22 protein-coding genes and 1 tRNA gene are annotated in these 22,636 nt (G+C 38.4%); 15 read left to right on the top strand and 8 right to left on the bottom strand.

Annotation, left to right across the window (positions count from 1 at the left end):
• Positions 1 to 2 precede the first annotated feature (2 nt).
• A complete protein-coding gene (locus tag QEN48_RS04975; protein ID WP_280107798.1) occupies positions 3 to 1,487 on the top strand; it encodes a DHH family phosphoesterase in 1,485 nt (494 codons plus the stop codon).
• 54 nt (positions 1,488 to 1,541) lie between these two features.
• On the opposite strand, the gene QEN48_RS04980 is transcribed toward QEN48_RS04975, so the two are convergent.
• Together QEN48_RS04980 and QEN48_RS04985 are read right to left on the bottom strand one after the other, a co-directional pair.
• Positions 1,542 to 3,161, bottom strand: a complete 1,620-nt coding sequence (locus QEN48_RS04980; RefSeq protein WP_280107799.1) for a cation:proton antiporter — start codon at positions 3,159 to 3,161, stop codon at positions 1,542 to 1,544.
• Positions 3,151 to 4,836 (bottom strand): cation:proton antiporter, encoded by a 1,686-nt coding sequence (locus QEN48_RS04985; protein WP_280107800.1) that lies wholly within the window; start codon positions 4,834 to 4,836, stop codon positions 3,151 to 3,153. The genes QEN48_RS04980 and QEN48_RS04985 overlap by 11 nt, the downstream gene beginning before the upstream one ends.
• A gap of 216 nt (positions 4,837 to 5,052) precedes the next feature.
• Between QEN48_RS04985 and QEN48_RS04990 the strand changes: the two genes are divergently transcribed.
• A complete protein-coding gene (locus QEN48_RS04990; protein ID WP_280107801.1) occupies positions 5,053 to 6,129 on the top strand; it encodes a DUF5667 domain-containing protein in 1,077 nt (358 codons plus the stop codon).
• A complete protein-coding gene (locus QEN48_RS04995; protein ID WP_280107802.1) occupies positions 6,126 to 6,530 on the top strand; it encodes a hypothetical protein in 405 nt (134 codons plus the stop codon). The genes QEN48_RS04990 and QEN48_RS04995 overlap by 4 nt, the downstream gene beginning before the upstream one ends.
• A gap of 314 nt (positions 6,531 to 6,844) precedes the next feature.
• Here QEN48_RS04995 and QEN48_RS05000 read toward each other — a convergent pair whose 3' ends face one another.
• Positions 6,845 to 8,416 carry a catalase gene (locus QEN48_RS05000; RefSeq protein WP_280107803.1) on the bottom strand — a complete coding sequence of 524 codons (1,572 nt, stop codon included), beginning with the start codon at positions 8,414 to 8,416 and terminating at the stop codon, positions 6,845 to 6,847.
• A gap of 407 nt (positions 8,417 to 8,823) precedes the next feature.
• Here QEN48_RS05000 and QEN48_RS05005 point away from each other — a divergent pair, with 407 nt between their 5' ends.
• Both QEN48_RS05005 and QEN48_RS05010 read left to right on the top strand, forming a co-directional pair.
• Positions 8,824 to 8,982, top strand: coding sequence for a hypothetical protein (locus QEN48_RS05005; protein ID WP_280107804.1), 159 nt, complete (start codon positions 8,824 to 8,826; stop codon positions 8,980 to 8,982).
• A gap of 116 nt (positions 8,983 to 9,098) precedes the next feature.
• A complete protein-coding gene (locus QEN48_RS05010) occupies positions 9,099 to 9,398 on the top strand; it encodes an AbrB/MazE/SpoVT family DNA-binding domain-containing protein (protein ID WP_280107805.1) in 300 nt (99 codons plus the stop codon).
• Positions 9,399 to 9,594: 196 nt separating this feature from the next.
• On the opposite strand, the gene QEN48_RS05015 is transcribed toward QEN48_RS05010, so the two are convergent.
• Positions 9,595 to 9,669 (bottom strand) — tRNA-Glu (locus QEN48_RS05015).
• A 179-nt stretch (positions 9,670 to 9,848) separates the two neighbouring features.
• Between QEN48_RS05015 and QEN48_RS05020 the strand changes: the two genes are divergently transcribed.
• Positions 9,849 to 10,676: a hypothetical protein gene (locus QEN48_RS05020; protein ID WP_280107806.1), complete on the top strand. Its 828-nt coding sequence runs from the start codon at positions 9,849 to 9,851 to the stop codon at positions 10,674 to 10,676.
• Between the two features lie 235 nt (positions 10,677 to 10,911).
• On the top strand, positions 10,912 to 11,184 hold the full coding sequence (locus tag QEN48_RS05025; RefSeq protein ID WP_280107807.1) for a hypothetical protein: 273 nt from the start codon (positions 10,912 to 10,914) through the stop codon (positions 11,182 to 11,184).
• An 82-nt stretch (positions 11,185 to 11,266) separates the two neighbouring features.
• Here the strand turns inward: QEN48_RS05025 and QEN48_RS05030 are convergent, their stop codons facing one another.
• Positions 11,267 to 11,908, bottom strand: coding sequence for a fibrillarin-like rRNA/tRNA 2'-O-methyltransferase (locus tag QEN48_RS05030; protein WP_280107808.1), 642 nt, complete (start codon positions 11,906 to 11,908; stop codon positions 11,267 to 11,269).
• Positions 11,905 to 12,822, bottom strand: a complete 918-nt coding sequence (locus QEN48_RS05035) for a hypothetical protein (protein WP_280107809.1) — start codon at positions 12,820 to 12,822, stop codon at positions 11,905 to 11,907. The genes QEN48_RS05030 and QEN48_RS05035 overlap by 4 nt, the downstream gene beginning before the upstream one ends.
• Before the next feature lie 123 nt (positions 12,823 to 12,945).
• On the opposite strand from QEN48_RS05035, the gene QEN48_RS05040 reads away from it, so the two are divergent.
• The gene (locus tag QEN48_RS05040) at positions 12,946 to 13,851 is read left to right on the top strand and encodes a dihydroorotate dehydrogenase (protein WP_347985105.1); all 906 of its coding nucleotides are present in this window, start codon (positions 12,946 to 12,948) and stop codon (positions 13,849 to 13,851) included.
• Positions 13,852 to 13,979: 128 nt separating this feature from the next.
• Here the strand turns inward: QEN48_RS05040 and QEN48_RS05045 are convergent, their stop codons facing one another.
• Complete coding sequence (locus QEN48_RS05045; RefSeq protein WP_280107811.1) at positions 13,980 to 14,156, bottom strand: hypothetical protein; 177 nt, start codon at positions 14,154 to 14,156, stop codon at positions 13,980 to 13,982.
• A 352-nt stretch (positions 14,157 to 14,508) separates the two neighbouring features.
• Positions 14,509 to 15,606: a DUF2117 domain-containing protein gene (locus tag QEN48_RS05050; protein ID WP_280107812.1), complete on the bottom strand. Its 1,098-nt coding sequence runs from the start codon at positions 15,604 to 15,606 to the stop codon at positions 14,509 to 14,511.
• Positions 15,607 to 16,101: 495 nt separating this feature from the next.
• Between QEN48_RS05050 and QEN48_RS05055 the strand changes: the two genes are divergently transcribed.
• The 7 genes from QEN48_RS05055 (at position 16,102) to cfbB (ending at position 22,495) form a co-directional block, all read left to right on the top strand.
• Positions 16,102 to 16,296: a hypothetical protein gene (locus tag QEN48_RS05055; RefSeq protein ID WP_280107813.1), complete on the top strand. Its 195-nt coding sequence runs from the start codon at positions 16,102 to 16,104 to the stop codon at positions 16,294 to 16,296.
• Positions 16,297 to 16,362: 66 nt separating this feature from the next.
• Complete coding sequence (locus QEN48_RS05060) at positions 16,363 to 17,091, top strand: amidohydrolase family protein (RefSeq protein ID WP_280107814.1); 729 nt, start codon at positions 16,363 to 16,365, stop codon at positions 17,089 to 17,091.
• 193 nt (positions 17,092 to 17,284) lie between these two features.
• Positions 17,285 to 17,677, top strand: a complete 393-nt coding sequence (gene cfbA, locus QEN48_RS05065) for a sirohydrochlorin nickelochelatase (RefSeq protein WP_280107815.1) — start codon at positions 17,285 to 17,287, stop codon at positions 17,675 to 17,677.
• Complete coding sequence (locus QEN48_RS05070; RefSeq protein WP_280107816.1) at positions 17,677 to 18,939, top strand: hypothetical protein; 1,263 nt, start codon at positions 17,677 to 17,679, stop codon at positions 18,937 to 18,939. The genes cfbA and QEN48_RS05070 overlap by 1 nt, the downstream gene beginning before the upstream one ends.
• Before the next feature lie 265 nt (positions 18,940 to 19,204).
• Complete coding sequence (gene cfbD, locus QEN48_RS05075) at positions 19,205 to 20,308, top strand: Ni-sirohydrochlorin a,c-diamide reductive cyclase catalytic subunit (protein ID WP_280107817.1); 1,104 nt, start codon at positions 19,205 to 19,207, stop codon at positions 20,306 to 20,308.
• A gap of 18 nt (positions 20,309 to 20,326) precedes the next feature.
• The gene (locus tag QEN48_RS05080; RefSeq protein ID WP_280107818.1) at positions 20,327 to 21,109 is read left to right on the top strand and encodes a P-loop NTPase; all 783 of its coding nucleotides are present in this window, start codon (positions 20,327 to 20,329) and stop codon (positions 21,107 to 21,109) included.
• Positions 21,110 to 22,495: a Ni-sirohydrochlorin a,c-diamide synthase gene (cfbB, locus tag QEN48_RS05085; RefSeq protein WP_280107819.1), complete on the top strand. Its 1,386-nt coding sequence runs from the start codon at positions 21,110 to 21,112 to the stop codon at positions 22,493 to 22,495.
• Positions 22,496 to 22,636: the final 141 nt, after the last annotated feature.

Genomic DNA, 22,636 nt, shown 5'->3' on the forward strand with positions numbered 1-22,636 from the left:
CTATGTCTGAAGAAAAGGAAAGTCCGGAGAAACCGGAGGATGTCAAGTACGCAGTTCTAGGTTGTGGAAGCACAGGGACCTTTGTCGCTGACTATCTCTATAAAAAAAATGAAGAATTCTTGATTATGGAGTTGGATTCAGATAAGGTTGAAAACCTACGTGACAAGGGATATCACGCAGTTCAAGCAGACATAAAAAAAATGGATGAAGTAGAATTAGATTTAAGTGAAGTTCAACAGTTCCTCATCCTATCTTCAGACCACGAATCCAACATAGAGGCATTGAAACAGATTAAAAACCGATACCCAAACTCCTTAATTATAGTTAGAGCAGTAGACCCTGTATACAAACAAACAATGAAGGAGATTGGGGCTGATGTAGTTCTTCATCCTGCAAAGGTTATAAGTGACGCCGCAATCAGAAACCTTGAAAGAATGGAGGTTGTTAGAAAAACAAGCAAACTCAAGAAGGTGATTACAGAGATAGGTCAGGAAGGCCGTTTAGGCATTTTTTTACATTCAAATCCAGACCCCGACTCGATAGCCGCTGGCTATGCATTGCAAAAAATCGCTCAACAACTAGATATAGAGTCTGACATCGTTTATAGTGGAGAGATTGGACATCAAGAAAACAGGGCGTTCGTAAACCTACTCGACATAAACTTAATCAGGTTCGAAGAAGTAGGTGGAATCGAGAAATACGAAAAAATAGCTTTAGTTGACAACGCAATACCAGGCCAAAACAACGCATTACCAAAAGACATAGAAGTAAACATAGTTATAGACCACCACGACATCGATGTTGACCTCAAAGGAGATTTCATAGACATAAGAACAGACGTAGGATCAACATCAACAATAATGACCAAATACCTACAAGAACTCGATATATTCGTAGATCAAGAACTAGCAACAGCCTTATTATTCGGAATAAGAACAGACACACTAGAATTCAAAAGAAACGTCAATCCATCCGACATGACCGCCGCAAACTTCCTATACACCCTAGCAGATAGAGACCGGCTACAAGAACTAGAAGCACCGGCAATGGACGCAGAAACACTAGACATATTAGGAGATGCAATCAAAAACCGTGAAGTATATGGTTCATACCTACTGTCAGGAATAAAAGAATCAACAGACAAAGACGCCTTAATACAAGCAGCAGACTACCTACTACAACTAGAAGGAATAACCACCGTAATAGTATATGGAATAGTTGAAAACACAATCCATATCTCAGCAAGAAATAAAGACGTGAGAGTGGATATCGGAGAAATATTAAGACGAGCCTTCCAAGACATCGGTAGTGCCGGCGGCCACACAAGAATGGCTGGAGGCCAGATACCTATAGAGATATATGGAGCAGTAGAAAACCAAGAAGTATTAAACGACCTAGTTAAAAACAGCGTTAAAAACCGCCTATTAAACATAGTTGGAATCGAAACAGAAGAAGAACCTAAAACAGAACCCGAACAACAAACCTAACCAATATAAACGACAAATTAGCTTGAATATGGATCTAGGACCACATTCCTTTCTTTAGGGTGAGGAGGGATTCGATTCTTTTTGTTTGTTTTTTAGTATTTTTTGTATTTCGTATATTACTTTGTCTTGTGATAGTATGTTTGGCATTATTACGTATGTTGCGCCTTTTTTTAGTAGTTTACGGCTGTTTTCTATATCACTACATCTGACTATTTTGTCTGCATCTGTGTCGAGTGATAGTATTTTGTTTGTTACTTCTATGTCTGGGGCTGTGGAGATGATTAGTTTTGCTTTTTTGTATCTGGATTTTTCCCATGTGTATTGTTGAACTGCGTCGCTGATTACGTAGTTTTCGGTTTTTGTTTTTAGTTCTTTTTTGGCTGCAGGGTCGTTTTCTATGACTATTGTTTGGCAACTGATTTCGTTGCAGCTGTTTAATATTTTTTTGCCTTGTCGTCCGTGGCCAACAAGTATGATATGGTCTTTTATATCTGGGTTTACATTGCTTAATTCATCTGTTTTGGTTGTTTCGGGTTTGCGGAATATTTTTTTCATAATATTGTTGTAGATGTATTCATCGTATTTATGGGTGTATGTGGAATATATCATTAGGGTTGCTGCGGATAGTATTATTGCGTCAAAGAGTTCTGGAGCTATTAATCCTATTAAGAATCCTTCTATAGCTATTATGAGTGTGAACTCGCTTATTTGGTCTGTACTTATGCTTGTTAAAGTTGAGGTTCTTGTGTCGTATCCTTCGTTAACCAGAAACGCCGTGTTTACGATTGGTTTTAATATACCTGTTAGTAGGATTAGGCCTGCCGTTAATACTAATGTCTCTGTTGTTGGCATTGAGAGTAATGCACCAAGCATTGTGAAAAAGAGTACTATGAAAAAGTCTTTTATTGATTCTATTCCGTTAATCATCTCCAGGGATTTAGTAACATCGGTTCTAATGGAGATACCTGCTGCGAATGCTCCAACGACAATTGAGATTCCTAGGAACTCGCTGAGTCCTAAATAGATTATTAATATGGTTATGCTTCCCATTAACATGAGTTCGCCTGAACCATTGGTGATGTTAACCATATATTTGAATAGGTATTTGTATATGAGGAAGCCGGTTAGTATTAATAAGCCTCCGGCTATTATGTTCTGGGTTATCTGGATTGGTGTGAAGGCTTCTGCACTTAATATCAAGACTATTAGGATTGCGAGTAGGTCATCGAAGAAATGTATTGTTTGTGATAGTCTTCCATGTACAAAGCTCTCTCTTTTTTCATAATCTTTTAATTCAAAACCTATTATAGTTGAACTTAATACAACTGCTACAGCGAAATAAAATGAGTTAACAAGGTTTAAACCTAATAAAATACCTATAGCTAATGCGATTGGGCCGAGAATTAGTATTTGAAGTCCTACAGCTATCTCGCTTTCCCATATAACCGATTTAATCTTATTGAAATCGATTGAAACACCGAAAACAAATACTAGAAACGCGATCCCCCAGTATGCTAGATCTAGTATGTTCTGGCTATCGATATAGAATCCAGCTATAATACCGGCAAATATGTAGAATGGTATGGTTGGCAATTTAAAGTAGTTTGATATTATGAGTAAGAAACCAACCAGTATAAAGATGATTGATAGGTCAAGAACAAGTTCAGTAGCCATCTGTCTCCCCCTTTATTCTATTTAAATCACGTTGGATTATCTCATTGAAATGGCTTCGATTCTTTATATACATCTTTAGGTATTCTCCCATCATTTCTCCAGAAAGTTCTTTAGGAATTACTACCAGGTCTGCTCCAACCTCACGAAGTTTCTCGGCGTCATTGGAGTTCGATGCTTCGAAGACACATATTGTTTCTGGTTTCACTTCTTCGAGTATCTGTTTGTTTACATCTATCTGTTCTGATGAACTGAACACGAAGTCTGCATATTTAAGGTTAACTGCTTTTCTAACCTCGGTGTGTTTAAAATCACCATAGATGTATTCATGGTCTTGTTTTTTTAATAAATCGATGTTATCGGTTTGACGGTCAACAACAACAACTTCTGGATACTCTTTCTTTAGTAAGGGAACAACTGCTTCAGCAAGTTCATCATAACCAACAACAACTGCATGGTTTCTATACTCCCTTATCTCAGTATCTTTACGGCCTGGAGAATCAAAAACACTGAATAAATGCTCAACTTCTTTATAGATCTCTCGGTTGTAGTTGATTACATAGGTTGAAGCACTCATTGTAATCAACGCCATTAAACTGAGGTAACCAAGAATTTCAGCTTCTATAAATCCTTGCTGCAATGCAAGTGCACCCACCACCAGAGAAAATTCACTTACCTGAATCATGTTTACACTGCCTAAGAAAGAGGTTTCAATAGAGAAGTTCTCCCTCCATATTAGATAAAACATGATCCAGAAATTACCAACAACCAAAACGATAGAGGCAACTACCGCTTCAAACCAATAGTAGAACAGTTCATCTGCAGCTATTTGAAGCCCAATACTGCTGAAAAACACAAGAATGAAGAAATCTGTTAAAGGTTTCATTCTGTCTTGAAGTTCATCGCTGTAAGGAAGTTGCGCTAGGCTTAAACCGGCTAAGAAAGCTCCAACCTCAATAGATAGATCGAAAAACTCTGAAATATAAATGAAGAGAAATGCCCAAGACAATGCTATTATAAAGAAAATATCTTTTTGGTCGGCAATTCTCTTAAACAACTTTGGCAATAGATATCTCGAAGAAGCAATAGAAGCTAAACCAACCGCTGAAATCAACAAAAATATCTGGCCAAGACTTAAAGCAATCTCATTAGGGTTAGCGAGGTTTTCAGCACCTAATAAAGCCAGAACAATAACCAGATATATATCTTGAACAATCAAAACACCCACATCGATTTTACCAGGCAAGGTTGTAATCTCTTCTTTATCTGTTAATATTTTAACAATAATAGGTGTGGCACCGAAAACAGTTGCCAACGCAATTATAACAACCTCAATAAGAGTAAAACCAAGAACCCAAGCAATAGCAAAAGCAAGAGCAGTCTGCAAAACAGTCTGCCCAACCGATATATTAATAATAGGTCTTAATATCTCTTTAATATCTTTAAAACGAAACTTCAAACCCAATAGAAACAAAAGAAAACCAAGACCCAGCTCTGCCATAACCTCAACCAAACCCTCTTCCGTAACTATATCAAACAAAACTGGACCTAAAATCACACCCGTCAAGATATAAGCTACAATTGTCGGTTGCTTCAACTTCTGCGCTATAACACCAATAAGAGTGGCTCCAACCACAACAATTGCGAAATCCGTTAAATAAGCTATCTCAACAGGCATCAAACACCATCCATAAACAAACCGACAAGCAAAATTATTTCTAAACCCAGTTAACTTTTATGAGAGTTTGAGAAAGCAGTAAGTCCCCTCCTCTTCAGGGAGAAAACGATGTCACACCCTACCACCCCAAAAACCCCAATAAATCAAGTATTTTTGTAATAAAAAAATAACAAGAATTAAGAGTATAAAGAACATATCTAGTAATGAATTATGAATATGAAGAAAAATTTATTTATGGCAATAACAGTCGTTGCCGTATCACTATTATTATCGCTATTGTTAGTTGCCCCGGTATCAGCTGAAACAATAGACAATGAAGCTGTTGATGATGATTTCCAAGTAGGAGAGGTATTGCCTGACCACCATTTATATGGATTAGAGCGAGTTGGTGAGATCTCAGATAAATTTGCTGCTGACGGACCTGAAGAAGCATTGATAGGTCTAGAAATCGCTGAAAAGAGATTAGGCGAGATCAATGCAATGATAGAAGATATGAACCCAGATCCAGATAGAGCAGATATTGTCCAGACCTTGGCACAAGACTACCAAGATGAACTGGATGAACTTAATGATATTAAAGCTGAGTTAGCTGATGAAGAAAGAGAGGATGTAGAGGACAAGGTTTCAAACGCAATGAACAAACATTACACTGGCCTTGAAAAAGCAAACCTAACCATAACTGGATTAATGGATCAAGTGCCTGAAGAAGCAATCCCTGGACTAGAGAACGCAACACAAAGCATACAAGATGCACATGAAAAATCAGATGAAACAAGAGAAGAAGCACTCTCACACCTAGAGGAAGTAAACCCATTAAAAGCTGCTGAAAACCGATTAGCATTTGCAGAAACAAGAATCGACAATACAAATGAACTACAAGAGCAAGGCCATGATAGGCATGTTCAAGATCGAGCTAACGCATACTCAGACGAAATGGACAAAGTGATGGATCTAATCGATAAATCTGCTGACCAAGAGTTTGATACAGAAGAACTTGAAGAAAAAGTAGCCTACGCAACCCTAAAACACATGGATGTTTTAGAGAACATATCTGAGAAAGTACCTGCAGAAGCTCAAGAAGCAATAGAGAGAGCCATGAACGCCTCAATAACCGGACATGAAACCGCATTAGACAACCTACCAGAACAAAAACAACAAGAAATTAGAAACTACATAGAGGAAAACCATCCAGGCATTAAAGATAATATAAGAGACATAGTCAACGAAAATGCTCAACAAAACCCTAGCACCCAAAACATAGATGAAAAACCAACAGTTGGTGGTGTATTATGAATAAAGTTAAATTAATAGCAATATCCACGCTAATACTGGCGGTATTAATCGTTCCAGGCTGCATCGATATAGGTGACATAGAAGCACCGATATATCCAGGAGCAGAGGAAATAGATATAGAAGGAGTTGAAGAAGAAGTACAAGCTATAGTTCCATGGGAAGACACCAACATAAACACCTACACAACTGAAGACACACCAGAAGAAGTACAAACATGGTACAATGACGAGATGGATGAACTAGGTTGGGAAAAACAATATGAAGACTATGGAGCAACCTTCTGGACTGCAAACGATCAAGGAATTGCAATACAAATAATAGAGCCAGATGTAGCTGAAGCACAATACGATATCGATAAAACAATAATCATAACAATAACAACTCCAACACTCGAACAATAACCCAATCCACCCCCCCTCCCCTTAATCTTTTTATTTCATTTTTTACGACATATTTTCATACTAGATAACAAAAAAAGATAGATAATCTCTTATTTTTATTACAAAATGTTTATAACAACTTCAATGATTATTTGGACTCCATTTCTTTACTTCTTAGCTAATTTAAATTAATAAAATAAAATTATGGCCATTATAGTAAATCTAAGATAGGTAATTGAGGCCTAAAAACTTAATGTAGAGGGGTATTGATTGGTGTGAGGAATTGAAAAAAAGTTGGGGGGGGGTCGGTAAAACCCCTCTCTATTTGTTTTGTGTTATAGTAGGTCGTTTACGCGTTTGGCGTTTCTTATTTCATTGTCGTCTAGTTCTAGTAGTTCTTGGTCGATTGCTTCTTTTATGTCTATGTTTAGTCTTTTAGCGACTCCTCGTCCTAGGTCTGGGTCGGCTTTGTAGAAATGGACAAGCTGTCGTTTCTGTATTTTTTTGTCAACGGGTTTCATGTTTTCTGCATAGTTATCCATTAAGTGTTGTCGTTGTTCTTCGGTCATTACTTTGTGGAAAAGGTCGCCTGGTTGTTTGTAGTTGTCGATTCTTTCTTGTGCTTTATATCTATCTGCGTTTCCTGAGATTTTTAGTGGTGGTTGTTTTACTGAGGGTTTTTCTGTTGGGCCGCCGAAACTGTTTGGCTCATAGTTTGGTCCGGACCCTAGGTTTCCATCGGTCCGCATATATCCGTTTTGGTGGTAGTTGTTTTTGTCTGTGTTTTTTGGTTTGTTTACAGGTATGTTCTCAAAGTTTGTGCTTAATCTGTAGCGATGGGCGTCGTCATAGGATGGTATTCTTCCTTGAAGCATTTTATCTGGGCTATGTCCTATTCCTGGTACTACGTGGGCTGGACTGAATGCGGATTGTTCTACGTCCTGGAAGAAGTTATTGGGGTTTTTGTTTAGCTCTAGGGTTCCAACCTCTATTGGGGGGTAGTCACCGTGGGGCCATACCCTAGTAAGGTCAAATGGATTTATGTGGTATTCTTCAGCTTCTTTTTCAGGCATTATCTGTGCTTTTAATGTCCATGTTGGATAATTTCCTTCTTCTATAGCGGTCCATAAATCTTCTCTGTGGTAATGAGGGTTTTCACCGGCCAACCGCTTTGCCTCCTCAGGATCAAGGTTTTTAATCCCTTGGTCTGTTTTAAAATGGAACTTAACCCAATAACGTTCTTCATCTTCATTGTATAGTGAAAGTGTATGGCTTGAATACCCATTCATATGTCTCCATGACGCCGGTATACCTCTATCGCTGAATAATATGGTGATTTGATGTAGTGATTCTGGAGATAGTGACCAGAAATCCCATTGAGGTGTTGGATCTTTCAATCCACTGCCAGGAACCTCTTTCTGCGTATGAATGAAGTCTGAAAACTTAGATGGATCACGTACAAAGAATACTGGAGTGTTGTTTCCAACAAGATCCCAATTCCCCTCTTCTGTATAGAACTTTACTGCAAAACCACGAGGATCTCTAACCGTATCCGCCGACCCACGGGAACCTGCAACTGTAGAAAACCGAACAAACACATCCGTTTCCTTACCAACCTCTGAAAAAAGATCTGCCATAGTATATTCAGAGATCTCATCATTAGTTACTGTAAACGTACCGAAGGCCCCACCACCCTTAGCATGAACAATCCTTTCAGGAATCTCTTCACGATTAAACTGAGCCATCTTCTCCAAATAATGATAATCCTCCATTAACATCGGACCTTCAGGCCCAGCAGTCTTAGAATTCTGATTATCAGGAACAGGCTCACCAGAATTAGTAGTAAGCGTCTCCCTATCCTCATCCTCGTTGGGCTCTCCCAACCCATGTTTATGTTTTTTACCCATAACCTTTCACAAACAAAATATAAGACAAACATCACTCATATAATTTTTTAAAACAAACCAAAAAACACATTAAAGAAAGAAACATCAAAAAACATTGGAAGAAAAAAGGTAAACAAAATATATTTAATGGATAAAAAAGTTTTTTAAAGAAACAGGTGCACACATCCTCGGCGGCCTCTCAGGACGGATATTATTTAGGTTTTTGGACAAAAACTTAAAAACTAAAATATGCTCTGCATAAACCCCGAACCTCTCTACCTTAAAAAGTTAAATAGGGGTTTATGCCTCATTGGCCGCCTAAAACTACCTCTTTCCATAAGTTTCAAACTTACAACACCCACGCTTAATTTTATCTAAATCCTTTTATTAAACAACTATACATTCAGCAGCACCGAGAATCCTTAAGCATGGGGCGCTCTCCTTTCTCATCTGTAGATTTCTGGCAATCCATATCCAATTACGCCAATTATATAATAACAGGAGACACCGATCTTTTAGACCAAGAAAAGTACAAAGGCATAAAGATAATCAAACCAACCCCCTTCATTGAGAAAATAAAAGAATAATATATCTTTAATCAAATACCTCAGCAATGACTGTACACTCTCTACTCAATCAAAGTAGAGTCTATAATAGAAAAAAAGTTACATATCTTAAATGTAAGATATATATTACGATATATATGTCTGAAATAGATATGATAACCGTAACCTCAAAAGGACAGATATCCATACCATCAAAAATAAGAAAAAAATACGAAATAGAAAAAGGAGACAAACTCTTTTTAGCCACAAAAGACGACACACTCATCCTAAAAAAAATAGATAAAGAAGTACTCGAAAAATCCATAGATGAAATACTCAAACTAATCCAAGAAAAAAGTAAAAAAGAAGGGCTAAAAGAAGAAGACGCATGCAAAATAGTAAAAGGACACAGAAAAGAAAAAAAACAAAAAAACAATGACCGAGGACTAACGCTCTAAAAAAAGAAATTCTCTCAATCTCTAGAATCGGGGATTACGTTGCAAATCAATATCTATCAATAGTTTTAAACAGCCCTCTATCAATGTTTTTATTTTTTCTATTATTTTTTTTTTAGTTATTTTTCCTGAAATAATCCTATTATATATATTGATATTCTTAGGTTGTTAAGAGAATAGAACTGAAATCTATTTTGAATGCTCCGACGGGGATTTGAACCCCGGTACTCGGCTCGAGAAGCCGAAATGATTGGCCTGGCTACACCATCGGAGCGTTGTTTTTTTGTTTGTTTTGTATTGGGATATCTCTTTTTGTTTTTAGTGTTTTTTGGTGTTTTTAATGATTTTTCGTTATCGATAACTTTTTTATTGTCTTAGATTTGATTTGGTATTAGGGTTTGTTGTTTTTGTTTTGTGTTTATTGTTGTGTTGAGTTTGTATGGAGAGTTTGTTATGTCGATTGTGCCAATTGATGAGGTTGAGAGGACTAAGGAGGTTTTAGCGGGTTTTTTGGGTTTGGAGGCCAGTGATATATATCGTAAGACGGATTGGTATAAGGATGAAAGGCCTTCGGAGAGTTGGTATGAGTTTGAGGGTTGGGAGTATGTGCCTGGTGAGGTTCCGAATAAGGTTTGGTGGGATAAGCCTTTTTGCAGGGTTAAGGTGTTTGAATATTGTGATTCTGTGATGTATGTTCTTCAGTTTACGCCTGGTGGTTCTGTTGTGCATAGTTTTTCTGCCTCCACTGATGACTGGCCTAGTAATTTTGAGGAGAAATATGATGACCGGCCTGGGTTGGATCGATGGGTTGAGATGAAGATTGATAGTTATAGGGATTACGATTTGTTGGAGAAACGTGTAGGTCCAGATACCTCGATGAATAATCTATATTTGAATAGAGTTGGTTTTGAAGAAGGTTTGCTTGATTATATCGAGCTTGGTAGTGCGATGGGAAATCCTTTTTTAGAGGTATGTTATCCATCTGGTGTTTTGTTTATGGCTTTGGTTGGTGAGTGGTTGGATAGTGAGTGGCAGTTGCTGCATGTAGAAAACCAAAAAATGATTGATGAGACTGGATCTATTGCTAAATCAATGTTTGATGAAAAGGTTTTTGGTGAAAAGGGATTTAAAGACCCTGTTAAACTAATGGTTGACCAAGAGGTTGTCTATAACTATTTAAAAACGGTTATAGATAGGGAAAAAAAGAGATCTAGAGACAGAATAGAGAGGTTGGATAGGTTGGAGCGTTATATAGCTCTTGAACCTAAACAAAGAACATAAAAAATTTTTTAGGTAAGATTTTTAATCTTTTTTTTAGGTAAGGTTTTTAGATTGTTGTTTTATATTTTTTTGTATGGAGTTTTTGTTTAGGGAGAATTTTGAATGTATTTGTTGTGGTAGTTGTTGTAGGAAGTTTTCGGGGACTTTTTCTCTACCTAGAGAGCAGGTTTTGGAGTGGCGGAATAAGGTTTTTGATTCTTGTTTTGGGGAGTATCCGGCGATTAAGTTTGTTTCGATGGACTATACTATCCAGGGGGTGGATGGTCTTTTTTTCCATCCTGAAACCGGTGAGCACCTTGATATCTGTCCATTCTTAGAATGTAATGAGGAATCTAGAGACCTGGATTTAAGGGTTGATGTTGATGATGTCCATTGTAATTGTTTGATTTATAGTGATAGGCCAAGGGGATGTAGGGAGTTTCCGTTTACCGATGAGTTTGTTGATTTATCTCAAACTGTCTGTCCGGTTGTTAGAGATATACGGTTGAAGCTTAAAGAAATGATTTAATCATCTCGTTTCAGGCCTATATACCTCTTGTATTCAGGGATTTTTGACTTGACTCCTTTTTAATTCTGTTTTTGGTTTCTGTTTATTTTGGTTTGTGTTTGGCGTGTATTGCCATGTGGTCGGTGTGTATTGGTTCTAAGTTGGTTTTTTGTTTGATTTTTATGTTTTTGAGTTTTTTTATTTCGTTTTTTATTATTTGTTGTGCGTTTCCTGTTACGTTGATGCTTCTTGCTTTTATTATGAGTATTATGTTTCCATCGGGTTTTAGGAATTTTTTTATGTTTTTGTTTGCGATTTCTGCTTGGTTTTTTTGTGTTATGTCTTGGTATAGGTTGTCGACTGGGCCTATTGTTTTTTGGTAGTTTTGTGGTTGGTTTGCGTCGCCGTGTATTGGTATCATGTTTTTTCTGTGTTGGCATCGTTTGATTAGGTCTTGTAGTGTTCTTGGTGAGTATTCTACGCAGTATATTGTTCCTTTTGGTTGTAGGTCTGATAGGTGGCTGGCTGTTGTTCCGCTGGCTGCTCCGAGGTAGAGTGTTTTGTCTGTGGGCTTTATTTTTATTTTTTTATTTTTTTTGGTCATTGCTGCTAGTTTGCTTCTTTCTGGTTTCCAGACTCTCCATTCGCCGTTGTCTTGGATGAGTTCTTCTCCGTATATTTTTTGGCCTGGGTATTGGTTTTTGGTGGTTGGTGTGTTGTTTATTTCTCGGTAATTTTGGTTCATTTGTTTAAAACCTCTTTTCGTCTTTTTTCTAGGTCTTTTAGTAGTTTTTCGGATTTGTTTTCTCCACTGAAGTAATCTATTCTGCTTGCTAACGCTGTTTTTGATGCAAGTGTTCTGGCTAACGGGCCTCTTTTGCTCCAGTGTGTGTTTTTTATTAGGTCGTGTTGGAAGATTACTCCGTGTTTGGGTGGTTCTGAACCGTTTTTTAGGTGTCTGAATAATGCTTTTTCTGCTCCAAGGACTTGTATTGTTCCGCTGGGCATTAATGCAAGTTTTTTTAGTCCACCTGCTAGTGAGATGAGTCTTGCACCGATTATGGGGCCACAGACTTCTGTTATGTTGGGGGCGAAATTCTGCATCTCGTTTTCTAGATAGTTTTTGGTTTTGTCCCGTGTTTTCTGAAGCTCTATCAATTGTTTGGAGACGTTATCTATCTGTTGGTAACTATCTTTGTTGGTGAAATCATTGGGGGTGAGTTGTTGTTCAACTATTTTTTCTGCAATTTTTTCTCCTGAATCGTAGTTAGTTTGTTTTTGGGCATGTGTCCATTCTTTTATAGATTCGGCCAGTAGGTTTATCGATTTATCAAGTTTATCCATTGTTTCAACGGCCCTGATAACGTCTTCCCCCCGCTCTAATAGCGATTGATCAACCTGTTCCTCACTTAATCGATGACTTACTTCATGTAATAGATCACTGTAGCCTTCTTCATATTGAGGCCATAACTCTAACCTAAATTCTTTTTCAAGTTCAGGTGGAGCGGGTTTAGCTTCATAACTCTCTATATAACCATTTTTATTTTTTTTAATTGACTCAACGATAGCTTCCGGGTTTTTTGGATATAACCGACTGTCAACCACATTCAATTCATCATCTATAATGAAGACTCCGAACCAAGTTTCAATAAAATACATCTCACAAACCAATTGTTCCAGACAACAAAAAATACCAACCCCCCTAACCAAGGATTTAGGGGTAGAGGGAAAAAGTGGGGGTTGGTATAAAAGTTAAATATCTTGAGGTGGTAGTATTTGGGGATGTCGTTGTCAGTTAAAGTTGGTGAGGTAGGTTTCAATAACCCATGTTTATTGGCTGCAGGTGTTTTAGGCACAACTGCAAGTTCATTGAACCGGGTTGTTAGGTCTGGTGCCGGAGGAGTTGTAACTAAATCAATTAGTCTTGAAAGCAGGTCTGGAAACAAGGGCCCAGTTATCTCCAAAACAAGCTGTGGATGGATAAACTCAATGGGATTACCCAACCCCGGTGTAGATGACTTTAAAGATGAACTAACCCAGTTCGAGGGCGATGTCCCCTTGGTCTGCAGTGTTTTCGGAGAAACTCCAAGTGATTTTAAAGAGATATCTAAAGAGATAACCGATTATGTTGATGTCATCGAGATGAACCTTAGTTGCCCTAATGTTGAGGGCGGCATAATAAGCAACAACCCAGAACAAGTATATAGATATACAAATGAGGTTGTTTCCAGTGTTGACACCCCAGTCTGGGTCAAACTATCACCAAACGTAAGCAATATCGGTGAAATAGCTCTGGAGGCTGAAGAAGGTGGTGCCGACGCAGTCGTAGCAATCAACACCTTAAAAGGCATGGTTATCGATATAGATACCCAAATACCCGTATTAGGCAACCGTGTTGGCGGTGTATCAGGAAACGCAATCCACCCAATCGCCGTAAGAATGGTCTACGAAATAACCAAAAAAATCGATATACCAGTCATCGGAGTCGGAGGAATAAACAACCCAAAAACAGCAATAGAAATGATCCTATCAGGAGCACAAGCCATACAAATAGGAAGCGCAGTAACAAACAACATAAACATATTCAAAGAAATCAACCAAGGAATAAAAAAATACATGCAAAAAAAAGACTACCAAAAAATAAACCAATTCAGAGCAAACGCACACAAAAAAACAACCAACAAATAAACAAAACAAACCAACAATAATGCTATCCTAAATCAAGACAAACTTAATTTTTTCTTTATAGGCAAGGGAAAAGAGGGTTTTTATCTTAATTTAGGGCTAGGAACTCTTTTCTTTAGTAAGAGGCCACTTCACTTTGGTTCTTTCACTAACCAATCGGTCATTCCATAAGACTGTATATAGTCCCGCTCGTTCATCTCTTTAATAATTTCAATCAATTCTTCTTGGTCCTCAATGCCATATTCCTTTTTAAGTTCCCTAACGATCTCACCGGTATTTGTAGTTGAACGACCCTCGTCCCTAACCATCTTATACAGATCTAAATGAAAATCTTTTAACTCCTCATCACTTAATTTCATTATATCAAATAAATCTATAGTTCCAAACCTTTTTATGTTAATGGTTCAAAAAACCGCTAAATAACCATACCTAAGTAAATAAGACCACTTCACAAAATAAAGAAACCAAGATATAGAGCCCTTTTTATCCTATAGGATCTAGAGAATGAGATTTAGAGAGTTCTATATTGACGTGATCGTCATTGATATGTATTTTGTGGCGGATGAGGTGGATGAGAACTGATAAGGCCTGCTTAAATTTTTTTTGTAGGGGGTTGTTGTGTATGGTTGGAGTGGATTTAGGTTTTGGTTGGTGGTTTGTTTAGGTTGTTTTTTGTTTTGGTTGTGTTTGTTTTAGCATTCCATGTTTTTTTGCTAGTTTGGTTGTTTTTTGTTTGGCTTGTTTCCAGGTCATTTGGGTGGTGTTTTGGTTTTTGAAGAGTTCTTGTTTTATTGTTTTTCCGAGTTTGTCGTCTTTTTTTACTTCTAGGATCTGTGATTCTGGGTGGTGTCTTGGTTCATTTAATATTTTATCTATGTCTCCATCTGTTAATCCGATTATGGGTATGTCGTATCTAGTTAATATGTCGCCAGCGATGGCTGTAGTGTCATCTCCAACTGTTATACAGCCACATACTCCTTTTGATGCTATTTCATGTACTTTATGGGCAGAATGATCCAAAAAACCGATTAAATTTTTCTTATCGATATCTATAGAGCCTCGGCGCTCAATGTTTCTTTTAAATGTGTCTGTGGAGACTATTTTGGCATCACTAATGGAGATAGATCCAAGTTTTTCTAAACCATGCTCCTTAACTCGGACATTTCTTAACTCAATGATTTCACCATCTTCTTCAACAGCAACTACATCACTGGAGACAGCTTTACCAACGATAATCCCATTGATCAACACAAACTCCCCTTCTTCAACAGCCAAGACACGCTTAAAAGTTTTTCCATCCTCTTGCCATAAAACACGGCCATAATCCGGTGTGTCAACCAAATCAAAACCAAGGTCATCGGCCAAAGTTAAACCAAACTTACGAACCTTATCACTCCAACAAGCCATCACACCACTATTCGTCTCAATACTTATCAAAGGAATATCACCAGCCTTCTTCCTGATATACCAACACTCAGCCAGAGACTTATCCGGACTACAGGCATGGGTCACACTAAACAAAACATCATACCTATCACGGTTCTCAACAGCCCAACCACTCCACTTACCATCAACACACAACGCATCAATACCACAATCAATCACAGCTGTCCTAGTAAGCGTCCCCGACACAACAACATCAACATCACCATACTCCTCCAACTGACCAACAATCTCCTCACCCAAACCAACATCAAAAACATCAGGCATATGAAAATAAACACAAACATCCAAACCATCACTAGAATTACCAATCATTAAATACCACCTAAACCAACCAATATTAATCCTGTTAATACAAAATAATTCCTAAAAAACCACACCAAAAACAAACCACACCACAACCAAAAACGACACAAAAAAAATAAACCAAACAAAAAATAGCCAAACCACCTACACGACGTAAAAACCCACCTACATAAGGTTCTGAAAATACCTTAACCCCTGTCTCTAAAACCTAAAACCCCTCTCCTATTTAGGGGAAGAGGTCATAGACCAATAGCCCAAGAGATAATGTATTATAAAGACCTGTTTCCTTCAGTATTTTGTATTTCTTTTTTTTTGTTGTTTGGGTTTTTAGGTTATTTGTTTGGTTTAGTTGTAATTTTGTTTTTTTCCCGGGGCTTTTTAATTGGTTTTGGTTGTTCCGACCCCAAGATTCGGGGTCCTTTTTTTAGTTTGGCAGTCATTTCTTGGTGGTAGTTAGTTCTTTATTGTTTTGGGTATTATTTTGGTTAGGTGGGTGATTTAGTTATGGATTCTGTATTTGATTCTGGTTTATATGATGAGAATGGTATGTTGAAGTTGATTTGTCCGGATTGTGGTGAAAAGAAGTATATGCGTGAAGTGGATTGTGAGTATCGTGTGGAGAATGGGATAGAGGCTAGGTGTGTTCACTGTGAATATAGAGGTATGGTGGAAAGCTGGACGGTTGAACACGGCCATTAAACCGATAAACAGTGGTTTATCTGGTTTTTTATTTGTTTAAAAAGGTTTTTTGAGGGGTTTTTTGGTTTGATAGATGGTTTTGGTAAGATTGATGCACATTCGCACCTCGGTTATTATGGTGGGTTTTTTGATGTAGAGATTGGTGTGGGTGAGTTGGTTGGTTTGATGGATGAGTTTGGTTTTGATAGGTCTGTTGTTTGTTCGCTTGATAATGAAGAGGTTTTGAAGGCTGTTAGGCGTTATCCAAGTCGTTTGGTTGGTAAGGTATGGCTTGATCCTAAAGAACAAGGTGTTGTGGATAAGGCATGGAGGTATGTTGATGAGTTTGGTTTTAGAGCTATCAAGATTCATCCATTGTTGCATTCGTTTCCTGCTAACTCTGATTTAGTGGATCCGGTGGCAAGGGTGGCTTGTCAACTTGATGTGCCTTTGTTTGTTCATTCTGGACATCCGCCGTTTTCTTTACCTAACCAGATTGCTGGGTTGGCTAAGAAACATAGAGATACTAATGTTGTTTTGGTTCATATGGGACATGGTCATGGTGTGTATATTGAAAACGCTATTCAAGCGGCTAGTGAACATCCAAATCTTTTTTTAGAGACCTCTGGAATGCCGATGCATACAAAAATTAAAGAAGCATTTGAAAGAGTTGATTCTCATAAAATTCTTTTCGGAACCGACATACCGTTCCATCACCCATCTGTTGAGTTGGAGAAAGTGAAAGTAGCAGACCTAACAAGCCAACAAAAAAAGAAATTGCTACAAAAAAACGCTAAAAAACTATTAACTCTTTAAACCAAACCGCTTAACCCCCTGATGCCCTCTGTAGTGATTGGGGTTTTTTATTATTTTTTGGTTTGTTTTTTGGTTTGTTTTTTGGTTTGTTTTTTGGTGTTTGGTGGTTTTTTGGGTGGTTAGAGTTATATTATTTGAAGTTGATTTTTTTTGTGGCCTTTTTTTTGGGCTGTATTTTGGAGATTTGATATTTATGGATAGTAATATTGGAGTTTTGGTTATTGGACATGGAAGTCGGCTTGAGCATAATAAACAGTTGATTATGGATTTTGCTGAAAGGCTTGAGGAACATTTTGATGTGGTTGGGTATTCTTTTTTGGGTATGAATGAGCCTAAGGTGCCTGATGCGCTTGATGAGTTGTTGGATAGGGGTCTTGATAAGATTGTTGCTTTCCCTATGTTTTTGGCTCATGGTGTGCATACCACTGAGGATATTCCTGAGGTGTTGGGTGTTGAGGATGGTGGGCGTAAGGTTGTTGAGCGTGATGGTCAGGAGACTGAGATTATTTATTCCAGTCCTTTAGGTATGTCTGATGAGATTGTTGAGATCGGTGTTAAGAGGATAAGTGAAGCATTGGATAAATAATGTCTATTTTGGGTCATCGGGATTATTTGGTTTTGGACACGGTTCATGGTGCTGATGTATTGGCGGATCGTTTAGGGAGGTTGGGTTGTAATTCGGAGGCTATAAATCCATATAGGGGTGAAAAGAGGGATGTCACTAGTTATGACGCCCTTATCTCCCCTGTACATATGTATCCTAGCTGTAGTATGTTAGTGGATGCTATAGAAAATGATATACCGGTTTATAGCCATCATGCTGCAACTCGAGACATCATCACTGAATTAGGTTATTTAGGTGATGTAGGTAGGTGTGTTGAAGTCACTGGTACCGTGGGTAAAACCAGTTGTTCATTACTTTTATTGAAGATGTTGAATAAAGAGGGCATAGAGACAGTTGTACATTCATCTAACGGCCTTTACCACAACCAACTTGATAACCGGGTTGCTCAGTATTCAGTAGCTCCATATGGAACCATACTCGCTTTAGAAAAAGCAATCGAACTAGATTTAACTCCAGATACCTGGATATCTGAGTTTTCAATCGGTTTCACAGGAATAGGAGACATAGCCACATTAACCAGTCAAGACCAAGACTACTTAATCGCAAACAAGACAAAAAAAGCAAGCGATACAAAAATAGAGAGCATCAAAAACCTACAACCCACGACCCTATTAAACACACCAAACCTCGATGAATCAGACAACAAGGCAACCGACCTCGAGGTTGAATACAAAAACAACAACAACCTTAAAATAAACTATGAAGTCAACAAGTTAACCGGAGAAACAAACAAAGGAACGGTTGATTGCGAACTCCAGTTATATCCCTATTTCAAAGACAGCGTACGCATGGCAATTATAACCGCTGCATCACTAAACTGCAGCCCCCAAACAATCAACCAAATATTAAATAGGTTTAAGGGCGTTCCAGGCCGCATGAAAAAAAAGAAAGTTCAAGGCCGTAAGTTTATCGATAACTCTTGTGCAGGAACCAGGGTCTCAAGCCTCAACCAATACCTCCAAGAACTACAAAACCAAATGAATGACCTAATGGATGTAGTTGTCTTGGTGGGTGAAGACGAACAAAACATCTGCGAAGAAATGGATCTAGAAGAAGTTCAAAAAACCGTTAAAAAACACCGGTTCAAAGAACTGATAACAGTAGGACAAAAATACAGTGAATTAGGCCACAACGTCAACGACGTTGAAGAAGCAATCGAACTAGCAATCCAACTATCAAAACCCGGAGACAAAATACTAAACTTCGTAAAAACCTGGCGATAATACCCCCCCTTACTAAAAAGAAAGGGGTCTTAAGGCCTGAATAGGAATAAAAACCAACCTAACAACCCAACACCATAACCCCAAACCAAATTTAATTTATAGGTTTTTTATGGTTTTTCATGGGTTTTTAGGGGTAGTTATCGTTGGTTTTTTTGGGTGGTGTTTCTGTTGTTTTGTTTGTTTTTGTGGTGTTTTGTTGGTTTGGGTTTTGGGGGTATTGTTTAATTGTTTTGTAGGTTTATCTTCTGTTTGTGGTGGTATTTTTATGAAATCTAGTGTTTTTGAAAGTAAGGAGATTTTGCATCCGCGTCCTAGTAGTATTGTTGCGGCGATGTATACGATGCGTGATTTGGGTGTTGATTTGATTGTTATGCATGGGCCTCCGGGCTGTAGTTTTAAGCATGGTAGGTTGTTGGAGGAGGATGGTGTTGTTGTTTTGACTTCGGCTATGGGTGAGGATAATTTTGTTTTTGGTGGTGAGGAAGTGTTGGTTAGGGCTTTGGAGCGTGGTATTGAGAGGTTTAGTCCTGAGTTGGTTGGTGTTGTTGGTACTTGTGCGTCGATGATTATTGGTGAGGAGTTGGGTTCTGCTGTTGGTCGTGTTGATTCTGATGTGCCTATTGTTTCGGTTGATGTGCATAGTGGGTATAGGGATAATACGGTTGGTGTTACGATGACTTTGGATAGGGCTTGTGAGGTTGGTTTGGTTAGTGAGGAGGAGGTTAGTCGTCAGAAGGAGATGTTGGAGAAGGCTTCTTTGGTTGAGAAACGGTTGGGGTCGGCTAATGATGAGTATATTCCTCCTATGGAGGGTGATCTTAAGGTGCGTGTGGCTAAGGAGATTAAGTCGTTGATTGAGAGTGGTGGTAAGGGTGTTGTTGTCTTGAATGCGAAGAAAGAAACCTCTTATATTTTTAGTGACATAATGCATGCTATAAACCAAGCAAGTGAACTTAATCAGGAGTTTGAGTTGGTTAATGTTGCTAACTTGGTTAGTGAGAGAGGTCTGCCTAGGGTGCGTGAGAATGCTGAAACGGTTGACCGTCAATTAAAGGAGCGGGGTGTGGATATTGATTTTTATTCTGGCAGTCTTGATGAATATCCAGTTGCTGGTGACCGTGCTCGTGAATGGATAATGGAAAACCACCCGGACTATGATTTTCTTGTTTTGTTAGGTGTCCCACACGCCATCGAGATCACTGAGGGCAAGATAATAAGTGTCACAAATGGACCTAGAGGGGTTGTCCCGATGAAAAAAGAGCTAAACCACGATTGGGTAGTAGTTGAGAAAGACCTGCATACTAGATGTATGGGGGTTAGAGATATCAAGAAATCTATAACCGGTGAGACATTAAGGGAGTTGATCTAACTGACAACTAAAATAGCTTTGTATGGAAAAGGCGGTATAGGCAAATCAACAATAGCTTCAAATGTTGCAGCAGCAACAGCAGAAGAAGGCTATAGAGTTACAATAATAGGTTGTGACCCAAAAGGCGATTCAACAACAAGCTTGATGGGTGGAGAGAGAATACCATCGATATTAAGCTACCTAAAAGAAGGCAACGAAATAAAAGAAGAAGACGTAGTTCACAAAGGATACAACGACGTAAACTGTGTAGAGGTCGGAGGACCAGAACCAGGTATCGGGTGCGCAGGCCGGGGAATAATAGTAGCCCTAGACCAACTAAAAGAAGAATCAGACGTAGTCGATAACTCAGACCTAGTTATATATGACGTGCCCGGAGACATCGTCTGCGGAGGCCTCGCAATGCCGGTCAGAAAAAATTATGTAGACATGGCATACATCGTTACCTCCGGCGAATACCTACCGATGTACGCAGCAAACAACATATGCAGAGGCCTAACAGTATTAGATGGAGAACTCGGAGGAGTAATATGCAACTCCCGACTAAACAACGAAAAACAAGAAGAAAAAATAGTTAAAGAGTTCGCAAACCAACTGGACACAAAATTCATCGCCTACGTACCCCGACGAAACAAAGTCCAAGAATACGAAAGACAAGGAAAAACAATCGTAGAAGCCAACCCAAAACACGAAGTCACAAAGGTCTATAAACAAATATCCAACCAAATAATGAACCTAAAACAAACAACAAAACCAAACCCCCTACAAGAAAACAAACTAAGAGAACTAACGAGGACAATTTAAATGCAAACACCCTGCATCCTACTATCCGCCGACCGAAGCAGCGCCGGAAAAACAACAATAGCAACCGGCATAATGGCAGCATTAACCCAAAAAGGACTAAAAGTGCAGGGATTCAAAGCAGGCCTAGACTACATAGACACAACCTACCACGAATACGCAACAGGCCGGCCATCAAGAAACCTAGACGGCTACGTAATGACCAAAAAAAACATACAAAACATCTACCAAAACGCCACCCAAGACGCAGACATCGCAGTAATCGAAGGAGTAAGAGGCCTATACGAAGGCATCGACATCGAAACAGACACAGGCAGCACCTACCAAATATCAAAAACCCTCAACACACCAATCATCCTAATAATGGACGTCACATCAATCACCAAAAGCGCCGCAGCAATACTCAACGGAATAAAAACATTCAAAAACGCCAACATACAAGGAGTAATCCTAAACAAAGTCGGAAGCCAAAAACACAGAAAAAAACTAAAAAAAGCAATCAACAAACACACAGACATCCAAATAGTAGGAATAATACCACGAAACAAAAAAATGGAAATACCATACCGCCACCTAGGCCTAATACCAGCAACCGAAATGCAAAACAAAACAATAAAAAAACACAACAAACAACTCCAACAAACAATACAACAAACAATCAACCTACAAAAAATACAAAAAATAGCCAAACCACCAACAACAAAAACCACAAAACCAACCACAATAACAGAACCCACAAAACCAACCATACCAAAAACCGGAATCAAGGTTGGCGTAGCCCTAGATAAAGCATTCACATTCTACTACCACGAAAACCTAGAAATACTAAAACAATATGGAGCAGAAATCAAATACTTCAGCCCAATAAAAGACGAACTACCCAACGTAGACGGCCTATATATAGGTGGAGGATACCCCGAAATATACGCCGAACAACTCGAACAAAACCAAAAAATAAGACAACAAATAAAAACCAAATCCCAACAAGGAATGCCAATATACGGAGAATGCGGCGGCCTACTATACCTCCTAAACAAAATAGAATACCAAAACCAAGAATACAAAATGACCGGAGCACTCAAAGGAAAAGGCATAGTAGGAGAAAACAGAGTAGTAGGATACACAAAAATAAAAACAACAAAAAACAACCCACTACACCAAAACCAAAAAACAATAAAAGCCCACGAATTCCACCACTCCGAAATAAAACAACTAAAAAACCCAAAATACAGCTACAAACTCCACAGAGGAACCGGAATCCAAAACCAAAAAGACGGCCTAACAAAAAACAACACAATAGGAACATACCAACACATACACCTAACACCATACCCAGAAATAGCAAAAAACTTCCTCAAAAAATGCAAAAAACACAAAAACAAACACTAAACACCAACAAAAAACAAAAAAAGGCTTCAAATTGAAGACCAACTCCCAACCATCTAAAAACAAAACAACAAACCCAAAAAGAGAGCAGCGCTGTAGGATAAGGCTAGTTCATAACCATACCGATCAAAAAAAAAAATAATT

Origin of the sequence: Methanonatronarchaeum sp. AMET-Sl, assembly GCF_029854155.1 — an archaeon.
Lineage (GTDB): Archaea > Halobacteriota > Methanonatronarchaeia > Methanonatronarchaeales > Methanonatronarchaeaceae > Methanonatronarchaeum.

Coding starts and splice junctions, on each gene's coding strand:
- QEN48_RS05005 (WP_280107804.1), top strand. CDS start 8,824: ATGGGGCGCTCTCCTTTCTCATCTGTAGATTTCTGGCAATCCATATCC.
- QEN48_RS04990 (WP_280107801.1), top strand. CDS start 5,053: ATGAAGAAAAATTTATTTATGGCAATAACAGTCGTTGCCGTATCACTA.
- QEN48_RS05030 (WP_280107808.1), bottom strand. CDS start 11,908: ATGAACCAAAATTACCGAGAAATAAACAACACACCAACCACCAAAAAC.
- QEN48_RS05020 (WP_280107806.1), top strand. CDS start 9,849: ATGTCGATTGTGCCAATTGATGAGGTTGAGAGGACTAAGGAGGTTTTA.
- QEN48_RS05000 (WP_280107803.1), bottom strand. CDS start 8,416: ATGGGTAAAAAACATAAACATGGGTTGGGAGAGCCCAACGAGGATGAG.
- QEN48_RS04995 (WP_280107802.1), top strand. CDS start 6,126: ATGAATAAAGTTAAATTAATAGCAATATCCACGCTAATACTGGCGGTA.
- cfbA (WP_280107815.1), top strand. CDS start 17,285: ATGGATAGTAATATTGGAGTTTTGGTTATTGGACATGGAAGTCGGCTT.
- QEN48_RS04975 (WP_280107798.1), top strand. CDS start 3: ATGTCTGAAGAAAAGGAAAGTCCGGAGAAACCGGAGGATGTCAAGTAC.
- cfbB (WP_280107819.1), top strand. CDS start 21,110: ATGCAAACACCCTGCATCCTACTATCCGCCGACCGAAGCAGCGCCGGA.
- QEN48_RS05070 (WP_280107816.1), top strand. CDS start 17,677: ATGTCTATTTTGGGTCATCGGGATTATTTGGTTTTGGACACGGTTCAT.
- QEN48_RS04985 (WP_280107800.1), bottom strand. CDS start 4,836: ATGCCTGTTGAGATAGCTTATTTAACGGATTTCGCAATTGTTGTGGTT.
- QEN48_RS05035 (WP_280107809.1), bottom strand. CDS start 12,822: ATGTATTTTATTGAAACTTGGTTCGGAGTCTTCATTATAGATGATGAA.
- QEN48_RS05055 (WP_280107813.1), top strand. CDS start 16,102: ATGGATTCTGTATTTGATTCTGGTTTATATGATGAGAATGGTATGTTG.
- QEN48_RS04980 (WP_280107799.1), bottom strand. CDS start 3,161: ATGGCTACTGAACTTGTTCTTGACCTATCAATCATCTTTATACTGGTT.
- QEN48_RS05040 (WP_347985105.1), top strand. CDS start 12,946: ATGTCGTTGTCAGTTAAAGTTGGTGAGGTAGGTTTCAATAACCCATGT.
- QEN48_RS05045 (WP_280107811.1), bottom strand. CDS start 14,156: ATGGTTAGGGACGAGGGTCGTTCAACTACAAATACCGGTGAGATCGTT.
- QEN48_RS05025 (WP_280107807.1), top strand. CDS start 10,912: ATGGACTATACTATCCAGGGGGTGGATGGTCTTTTTTTCCATCCTGAA.
- QEN48_RS05050 (WP_280107812.1), bottom strand. CDS start 15,606: ATGATTGGTAATTCTAGTGATGGTTTGGATGTTTGTGTTTATTTTCAT.
- QEN48_RS05010 (WP_280107805.1), top strand. CDS start 9,099: ATGTCTGAAATAGATATGATAACCGTAACCTCAAAAGGACAGATATCC.
- cfbD (WP_280107817.1), top strand. CDS start 19,205: ATGAAATCTAGTGTTTTTGAAAGTAAGGAGATTTTGCATCCGCGTCCT.